Here is an 8,954-nt window from a genome sequence, read left to right as displayed (position 1 = left end):
CCCCAAAAAGTTGGACCTAAAACCAACTTTTTGGGTTCTTTGTCAAATAGTGTTGGTATATAAATTAATCACAAACTATTAATGTCAGGCAGCGTTAGCTGCCTGACGTTTTTTTACACTTACAGTGTCTTTTGGTACTATCATTTTCTTGCAAATTAATATTCGATTCCTAAAATGATAGTACGACCTGTATCCGAAAGCAACTCTTTTTAAACACTTAATAAAATTATTAATACCTTCTAAACATCCATTTGTAACATTGACTTCTAAGCAATTTTTTACGTACTCAAAGTCCTTTAAAAGCGTGTTAATACTAGTTTTCATAGCATCTGATACCTCATCTGAATAATATTCTAAATGTGCCTTTAAGGAGGCAATATCTCCGTTTTCTACATCCTTTAAAAGAATCTGATAACAATCATAAGTATTTAGAAGTGTTTTGTTGACACTAATACTATCCATAACTACATCTCTAGCACTTTTCCATCTTTCAAAATGTATCCACTTTCTAAAACGTGTAGAATTAAGCTTTAAATAAGGCTTTTGTATCAGCTTCCAATACCTTTTTAACCTTTTGTATTCCATAGAATACTTAGAAAAACTATTCATAACTTCTATTCTTGTTTTGTTCAATGCTCTAGATAAGTGGTTAACTATATGGAACTTATCAAATACTATCTTAGCATTAGGGAAAAGATCAGAAATTAGACTAATGTATGGCTGATACATGTCTATACATATACTTTTAACTGATTCTCTAGCACATTCACTAAACCTAGAAAAATAGCGTTTAAGATAGTGTAATTGCCTGTTTTCAACAATATCGATAATATCATGAGTAATAGCATCACAGAAAATAAAGCTCATAGATCCTTTAGCGGTTTTTGTGGATTTAAACTCATCAAAACATAAATGTTCTGGTAAAAACTGATAATTAGGCTTAAACTGTTCAAAAGCTTGATCTACACATTTAGACACCGTAGAATGAGAAACATAATGTAAATTAGCAATATCTTTTTCACTTACTTTCATGGTCAAATTAGTTGTAATATGAGCTTTTACTCTATTAGAAATAAAACAATTCTTTTTAACAATATCAGTTTCAGCTATAAAAGTAGAATTACACTCCTTACATAAAAATCTCTGCTTTTTAAGTCTCAAGAAAGTAGGTTCGCCATTAAAAGGAAGAAGTTTAATATCAGAAGACTTAGTGCCGTGTTTAATAATGCTTGGGCTATGCACGTTACCACAAACGGGACAAACAGAAGCATTATAGGTAAGCCGGCCAAAAATCAAATTGTAAGAGATATTCTTCTTTTTAATCTTCTCGACATTTTCAAAAATCTCAATATTTTCATCTTTTAAATCTAATAAATTTAAGATATAATTACTAATAGACATAGTGGCCTCCTTATTTTTTTGTTGTAGTGATTAAATTATAAAGGAAATTGGTCACTATGTCTTTATTTTTTAAAAAGAAAATAGTGCCAGCAAAGAAACTAATATTTCTTCACCAACACTATAAATTATAGAGCCCATCTTTTTCACTTACTTTCATGGTCAAATTAGTTGTAATATGAGCTTTTACTCTATTAGAAATAAAACAATTCTTTTTAACAATATCAGTTTCAGCTATAAAAGTAGAATTACACTCCTTACATAAAAATCTCTGCTTTTTAAGTCTCAAGAAAGTAGGTTCGCCATTAAAAGGAAGAAGTTTAATATCAGAAGACTTAGTGCCGTGTTTAATAATGCTTGGGCTATGCACGTTACCACAAACGGGACAAACAGAAGCATTATAGGTAAGCCGGCCAAAAATCAAATTGTAAGAGATATTCTTCTTTTTAATCTTCTCGACATTTTCAAAAATCTCAATATTTTCATCTTTTAAATCTAATAAATTTAAGATATAATTACTAATAGACATAGTGGCCTCCTTATTTTTTTGTTGTAGTGATTAAATTATAAAGGAAATTGGTCACTATGTCTTTATTTTTTAAAAAGAAAATAGTGCCAGCAAAGAAACTAATATTTCTTCACCAACACTATAAATTATAGAGCCGAATACTCTTGCATAAGGGTATTCTTTTTTTCTTGCAATTTATCAAGTTCAGCTAAAATATCATTCGAATTTGGGAGCTTTGAATAGGATTTTTTAAGCTCGGAAAGGGCATTTTCATATAGGGTAATCTGAGCTTTGTATTCTTCAAAAAATACCTTATCAGACGGATTAGCCTTATATTCCTTGTAGTATTGTCTGTATTTTTTTACTGTATGAACTTGTTCCATAGCGGCAGAAAGCTCCTGCATTTCTTTATCAATAGCCTTGATTTTATCCTGTAAATCTTGTCTTTCATCGGCTGCTTTCTGGATGTAATCATCAAGCTGCTTAACGGATTTAATGCCTTGTTCTCTAAGAAAGATAACAGACTCAGCCATTGTATTGAGGTTATGTTTGGTTGCCCAATATTCATAGCCTTTGCTTTCCTTTACCTTTGTATTGGTGTTTATATCAATAACCTTGCCGATGCGTTTTTTGACAGCAGGGGTTTTAATAGATACTCTTTCTGCAATGCGTTCTTTTAATCTTTCTTCAGTATAATCTTCTCCGATTGTTTTAGCTCTTGTAAATCTTGGCTTATCTTTCGGCTTAAAAGCGATGTGTTTGCCATACTTAATTTTATAGTCAAGATCAGCCATCTTTTTTAGAAACTCACCCCAATCCTTAGACTGTTTTATTATTCTGTCAATGTCAAATTGAAGCCTGCTTTTCCAAGAAGTACCACGCTTTACCTGTTCGTTTTCATACCAAGACTTACCGTTAGTCTTATATTTTTTCTTATAGCTTTCGTAAAACTCGTCAATGACGGATAGGTTGTTTTCTTTGCATAGCTTATCGCTTTGATAACGGATTTTATGATAGCTTTTTTTATTAGACTGGTAGCACCTACCTGTTACCATATTTACATTATTAAAGATGATGTGATTGTGAATATGCCCTTTATCTATGTGAGTAGATAAGACAAATTCGTACTCGTCTTTGAGTATCTTTTTACATAGCTCCATACCGATTTGGTGTGCCATTTCAGGCGTAGCTTCTCCCGGTAAAAAGGATTGAATGAGATGTCTTGCAAGAACAGTTCCTTTTGTTCCTGCATCATTTCGTGTCCTTAAAAATTGAGTGTGAGCAGTTGATTCGTGGCATTTATGAGTGCTGATTAAAAGCTGCTCGTCTGTTTTATCTCCATTTACAATGTACTCGATTGCAAGATTAAGAGTCGATTTTATTGGATGTATTTTTGTAATAGCCATAAAAACTAATCACCTCCGGAAGTCCTGTTAAGCAGCAGTGAATGAATTTGCCATAGCTCTTTTGAGAAATGTTCAATTTGTTTTTTCATATCATTTATATCATCCTTATAGATTACACCTGTCGAATTTACTCGTTTTGCAATCTGGTTGATGTTGTTTGTAGCATTGGAAAGTAAGCCTTGTAAATCTCGGAAAGGTTCTAAATCTACTTGATAAATCTCCTTTTCCAAAACGCATTTGCGGATAAAATGGCTCATGTTTCTGCGCTTTGAAAGTTTTCTTTTCTCCTCAAAAAGAGCCTTTTCTTCTTTTGTTAGTTTAATTTCAAGTCTTTCGTTTCGTACTCTATTTACCATAGGTAGTTCCTCCTTTGAATGTATTTCGGGGTCTTAGGGTTCTCCCTAACAAGCTAAAAATTGATAAAAAAAGAAGCAGATCCCAAAGGGCTGCTTCGTCAATTTTTTCGTAAGTGTCCGTACACTTACTGTGCTTGCTACAAAAGAATGATTATGGTAGCAAGCATTAAGCATATATCAAATTTATATTTTTATTATAACACATAAATAAGAAATTTTAATTCATTGCCATAAATTTTTTATTCAATTAAACTTGTTTACAAAAGATAACATAAAAAGCGAGGAATATAATTTCAAGAAAATGTATCCTATTTATGAAGGAGGTAAAGCTGTGAAATGGTTAGAAAATTTAAGTAATGCCATAGCGTATATTGAAGAAAATTTACAAGAAGAAATTTCATATGATGAAGTTGCAAGGATAGCCTGCTGTTCAACTTTTTATTTTCAAAGGATTTTTTCTTATGTAGCAGGAGTTTCTTTGTCCGAATATATCCGTCGTAGAAGAATGACGCAAGCAGGATTTGAGCTACAACGAACGGAACAAAAAGTGATAGATGTTGCACTTAAATATGGTTATTCATCGCCGACATCATTTAATCGTGCATTTCAGAGTGTTCATGGAATAGCTCCTTTTGAAGCTAAGAACATCGGAAGTAAATTAAATGCTTATCCGGCTATAAAATTTTCAGTCAAGGTAACAGGAGGAAATGCTATGACATATCATATTGAAAAGAAAGAAGCAATACGCATTGTTGGGATAAGGACACAGTTGTCAGAGGATGTGGAGGAAAATTTAAAATCTATTCCACTGTTTTGGGATAAAGCATTATCCACAGAAGAATTTCAGACAATATGTGAACTTTCCAATCAAGAGCCTAAAGGTATATTAGGTATCAGTGCCTATAAAAATCCTAAAGATATATTCTATTATATTGCTTCTGCTACAAATAAGGAAATTCCAGCAGGTATGTTTGAATATGAAATACCTGCAAGTACATGGGTCGTTTTTGAAAATGACGGTTATTTAAAGGAAAATGTTCAGAATGTTTTTAGACGCTTTTATACAGAGTGGTTGCCGTTTTCAGGTTATGAATATGCGGGATTGCCTGATATTGAAGTCTATCCAATTCATGATGAAAAGCTGACAATAGGACATTCCGAAGTATGGATTGCAATAAAAGAGGAGGAAAAATAATGGATTATCAAATTGAAATTAAAGATATTGAGCCAGTTAGAATCGCATATATGAGATATAAAGGTGTTGCCACAGAAGCGAATAAAGTATTTCCTAATGTATTTAAGTCAATTCGTGGGAAATCCAACGGAGCACCATTTTTTAATTATATCGCGATGAACCCTGAAACAAAAATCGGGGAGATAGAATTATGCGTTCCTACCAATGAAACGCCTGTCGGAAATGGTGTAGAAATAAAGGAAATCCCACGTATAAAAGCGATTTGCCTCATTCATGTAGGGTCTTATGAAACACTAAACAAAGCATATGAAGTGATTGATAAATATGCTGCTGAAAATGGAATTGAGCTTTGCAGTCCTTTTAGAGAAGTCTTTATTAAAGGACCGGGAATGTTTCTTAAAGGAAACCCTGATAAATATATTACAGAAATTCAATTCCCAATAAAGGTGGAATAATATGTTTGTCATTGATGTAGTAAACGTAAAAAAAACTTATAAAAATGGAGTTCAAGCATTAGATGGAATCAGTCTATCGGTAAAGACGGGTGAAATATTTTCGCTATTAGGTCAAAACGGGGCTGGAAAATCAACTTTAATCGGTATTCTCACTACTTATCTAAAAGCTGATACAGGAGAAATAACCATTTTAGGCAATAATATCGTCTCCCCTAATAAAGTCCGTAATAATATAGCTTGTGTAGCACAAAGAATTTCCATTGATAAGCATTTGTCTTTAAGAGAGAATATGATGTTTCAATCTGGTTTATATGGGATTTCTAAAGATGAAGCCAAGAAAAGAATGGAAAAGTTGATTGTTGAATTTGAGTTAAGCCAATATTTAAAATATCCTGTTTCCTCTTATTCAGGCGGAATCAAACGTCGCTTGGATATTGCACTCAATATGATGTCCAATCCTAAAATATTATTTTTAGATGAACCTACTGTTGGGATGGATATACAATCCCGAATGGCAATGTGGCAAATGTTGAAAAAGATCCGTGATAATTTCGGCACTACAATTTTTTTAACAACTCACTATTTAGAGGAAGCAGACAGTCTAAGCGACACAATTTGCATTATGAAAGATGGAAAAGAAGTCATTCAAGGCTCTCCTCTTGAATTAAGGGAATTTATCAATCAAAAGACAATTAGAATTTTGTTTGCAGATAGAAATCAAGCGAAAGTGAGTTTTGCAATATTAAAAAAACATTTACCGAAAAAAGATTATAACTTAAAAAATAATTCTATTTTAATCGAAACGGCTTCCAGTAAACAGGATTTTATTGAAATAAATAAGTTCTTGCTGAATAGCAAAATTGATTTTAAAGGCATTGAAATATCTGACCCCACTTTAGAAGATGTATTTTTACGATTAACGGATCGAAAGGAGGGCTAAATTTGACTGTTTTAGCAATATTGAAGAAGAACATAAAATGGCGTTATCACAATGCCTTAACTGTGATAATCACCATTTTGCAACCAATTCTCTGGCTTGTTATATATAGTGCAGTTGCAGGGAAAACTATGAAAAATACCGGAATAGAAAATTATACTTCATATATTTTTCCCGGATTGATTATTCTTGTAAGTTTTTCCGTTTGTGGAAGTAGTGGGATTATGAATTATATGATGAAATCCGATGGAAGTTTTTATCGAATTTTAATTGCACCTGTCAATAGAAGTTCTATTATATTAGGACAAATATTAGAAGCTGTTGTATGTACCTTTTTTGAAGTGGGCATTATGGCAATCATAAGTCTATTGTTTTCAGCTAAGGTATTTAGCGGATTTACAAATACATTGATTATCTTTTCTTTAATATTCTTAACAGCATTTTTCATGGCTTGTATTTCTTATGGAATAAGTTTGATACTTCCCAATGAAATGATGTATGAAACAGTGATGAATGCGATTGTATTACCAATATTTTTTCTTAGTTCAGCTTTATTTCCAGTTGATGAAATTAGCGGAATTTTAAAGGTAGTCATAAACTTGAATCCTTTTACTCATGTTATTAACAGTATACGCTCAATGTTAATCACAGGTACATTTAAAACAATAGAAATATATGGCTCTATATCTTTGCTTTGTTTACTATGTTTAGTTGGTTTTATATTTGCAAACAGGCAATTAACAAAAGAGATGGATTTGTAGATTATATAAAATATGCAACTTTAATTTTATCAATATTTCAGGAGGGGGAATATGTAGTTAAGTAATGGGGGGATAAATAATGGGAACACGAAATTCTGTTATTCACATAAGATACATTCATCCTTTTTTATGTTTTGAATTGCTTACACATAGCAATAAAACTTTACCAAAAACAACAAAATAAAAAATCATATAAAACATTAGTTGTTAAGACGAGAGGACATTTTACGCCTAAGTGTAGAAGTCCTCCTTTTTTATTCTCAAAAAGCAAAAACAGAGAACATAAAAGGGAGGAATACACAATGGATAAAAAGGAATATTACCTTTATATTGCTGGAAAAGCAGTTAAGGTGAGTGAGAAAATATACAAAGTCTACTGGCGGGAAAAAGAACACGAAAAGTATTTAGAGCAGGTGGACAAGAAAAACCACTTGCTCTTTTTTTCATCATTGGATCATGATGGACATTATGTAGACAATATCGTTGATGAAAGTGTTAATGTAGAAAAGATTGTTGAAACGCAGCTGATGATTGAGGCAGTCAGGAAAGCTATATCAAGATTAAAAGATGAAGAAAGGGACATCATTGAGCGTTTGTACTTTAATGACGAAACGCTTCGATCAGTAGCAAGATTAAAAAGTATTACACATCCGGCTTTAATCAAGAGAAGAAATAAAATCCTTGAGAAACTGAAAAAGTTTATCGAGGATCTATAAACTTCGGTAACCAAAGGGGTCAAACTTTCCTTATATAAAGTGAAGGGGAGTTTGACCTCCTTTACTTTTGTAAGAGATATGACCTATTTATGGCAAACAGGAAGATGTAAAGAAAATCCCTTTCAAATAATTGTTCTTTGACAACTGAATAGACCATGACGGGACTTTTAATTACTTAGTGAGCGAAAGAAATTTTACGCCATAACTTTCCTGCTGAAGAAATTCTTCTTAGAGAAATTAGAAAAGTTACAGCCTTTGCAAAAGAACATGAGCAAGAATTTGTAGATTTAGTTTTAAAAAAGAAAACCAGCGAGTTAAATCAAGTATTAAGAAGTCAGAAAAAGGAATTAGAAGATTCTAAAAACAGAATTGACAAACTCGACTCTATCGTTCAAAACCTATATGAAGACAACTTGGAAGGTAAAATATCTGACCAAAGATTTGAGAAAATGGCTAAAGCTTATGATGAAGAAGAAAATCTACTTCAAAAAAGAATAGCTGAACTTGAAGAAACTATTACAAAATCGCAGGAAGAAGAACTTAATGTGGAATCATTCCTAAAACTTGTTAGAAAGTACACGGATATTAAGGCACTTGATCCAGAAATAATTAGAACTTTTGTAGACAAGATTTATGTAGAGCAATCAGAAAAAGTTCCAGGTACAAATTTAAAGAAACAAACCATTTGGATTTATTGGAACTTTATAGGGAAAATTGACATATAAAAATCGGCACAAAGGTTAATACCTTCATGCCGATTAAATTTTAAGGAAATAAATCCCTAATTAAGAGCCCCTAAATGCCGTTTTTTTATTGGAAAAATAAGAATGTAAAGTTATATATTGCTGAAAATAAGTAATTATTTTAATAATATTAGCAAAAATACTTTTAAGAGTTGACAAAGATTATTAATAAGTATAAAATTTACTTAAAATAATTTATATAAAAATATTTATATAAAATATTTAAGTATAATTAAAGGAGAGATTAAAATGACATTTGATAAAGTTGTAGAAATAATAGTTGAGAACTTAGGGGTAAATGCAGAAGAGGTTAAACCGGAATCAAAGCTGATTGAGGATTTGGGTGCAGATTCACTGGATGCTGTAGAACTTTCAATGGCACTTGAAGACGAGTTTGGAATTACTATCGAAGATGAAGAGTTTGCAGGTCTTGTAACAGTAGAAGACGTTGTAAATTATATCGACAATAAGTAGGCCAT

Annotated in this window: 11 protein-coding genes; 7 read left to right on the top strand and 4 right to left on the bottom strand. The window is 31.9% G+C overall.

Going from position 1 to position 8,954, the window contains the following annotated elements:
• Positions 1 to 84: 84 nt before the first annotated feature.
• The 4 genes from VZL98_09970 to mobC all read right to left on the bottom strand — a co-directional run bounded on the left by VZL98_09970 (position 85) and on the right by mobC (position 3,668).
• Complete coding sequence (locus VZL98_09970; GenBank protein ID WVH63015.1) at positions 85 to 1,401, bottom strand: ISL3 family transposase; 1,317 nt, start codon at positions 1,399 to 1,401, stop codon at positions 85 to 87.
• Between the two features lie 118 nt (positions 1,402 to 1,519).
• Entirely contained in the window at positions 1,520 to 1,927 is a 408-nt protein-coding gene (locus VZL98_09965; GenBank protein ID WVH63014.1) for a transposase family protein, read from the bottom strand.
• 125 nt (positions 1,928 to 2,052) lie between these two features.
• Positions 2,053 to 3,312 carry a relaxase/mobilization nuclease domain-containing protein gene (locus VZL98_09960; protein ID WVH63013.1) on the bottom strand — a complete coding sequence of 420 codons (1,260 nt, stop codon included), beginning with the start codon at positions 3,310 to 3,312 and terminating at the stop codon, positions 2,053 to 2,055.
• Positions 3,313 to 3,317: 5 nt separating this feature from the next.
• Positions 3,318 to 3,668 carry a plasmid mobilization relaxosome protein MobC gene (gene mobC / locus VZL98_09955; GenBank protein ID WVH63012.1) on the bottom strand — a complete coding sequence of 117 codons (351 nt, stop codon included), beginning with the start codon at positions 3,666 to 3,668 and terminating at the stop codon, positions 3,318 to 3,320.
• Positions 3,669 to 3,999: 331 nt separating this feature from the next.
• On the opposite strand from mobC, the gene VZL98_09950 reads away from it, so the two are divergent.
• The 7 genes from VZL98_09950 to acpP all read left to right on the top strand — a co-directional run bounded on the left by VZL98_09950 (position 4,000) and on the right by acpP (position 8,949).
• On the top strand, positions 4,000 to 4,863 hold the full coding sequence (locus VZL98_09950; GenBank protein WVH63011.1) for an AraC family transcriptional regulator: 864 nt from the start codon (positions 4,000 to 4,002) through the stop codon (positions 4,861 to 4,863).
• The gene (locus VZL98_09945) at positions 4,863 to 5,318 is read left to right on the top strand and encodes a GyrI-like domain-containing protein (protein WVH63010.1); all 456 of its coding nucleotides are present in this window, start codon (positions 4,863 to 4,865) and stop codon (positions 5,316 to 5,318) included. The genes VZL98_09950 and VZL98_09945 overlap by 1 nt, the downstream gene beginning before the upstream one ends.
• A 1-nt stretch (position 5,319) precedes the next feature.
• A complete protein-coding gene (locus VZL98_09940) occupies positions 5,320 to 6,258 on the top strand; it encodes an ABC transporter ATP-binding protein (GenBank protein ID WVH63009.1) in 939 nt (312 codons plus the stop codon).
• 2 nt (positions 6,259 to 6,260) lie between these two features.
• Positions 6,261 to 7,016, top strand: coding sequence for an ABC transporter permease (locus tag VZL98_09935; protein WVH63008.1), 756 nt, complete (start codon positions 6,261 to 6,263; stop codon positions 7,014 to 7,016).
• A gap of 302 nt (positions 7,017 to 7,318) precedes the next feature.
• A complete protein-coding gene (locus tag VZL98_09930; protein WVH63007.1) occupies positions 7,319 to 7,732 on the top strand; it encodes a sigma-70 family RNA polymerase sigma factor in 414 nt (137 codons plus the stop codon).
• 449 nt (positions 7,733 to 8,181) lie between these two features.
• Entirely contained in the window at positions 8,182 to 8,457 is a 276-nt protein-coding gene (locus VZL98_09925) for a DUF4368 domain-containing protein (protein WVH63006.1), read from the top strand.
• 267 nt (positions 8,458 to 8,724) lie between these two features.
• The gene (gene acpP / locus VZL98_09920; GenBank protein WVH63005.1) at positions 8,725 to 8,949 is read left to right on the top strand and encodes an acyl carrier protein; all 225 of its coding nucleotides are present in this window, start codon (positions 8,725 to 8,727) and stop codon (positions 8,947 to 8,949) included.
• Positions 8,950 to 8,954: the final 5 nt, after the last annotated feature.

It is taken from the genome of Peptoniphilaceae bacterium AMB_02 (assembly GCA_036321625.1).
Classification (GTDB): Bacteria; Bacillota; Clostridia; order Tissierellales; family Peptoniphilaceae; genus Microaceticoccus; species Microaceticoccus formicicus.
Note: the sequence above shows the minus strand (reverse complement) of the source record. Positions and strands in the feature narration are given on the sequence as shown.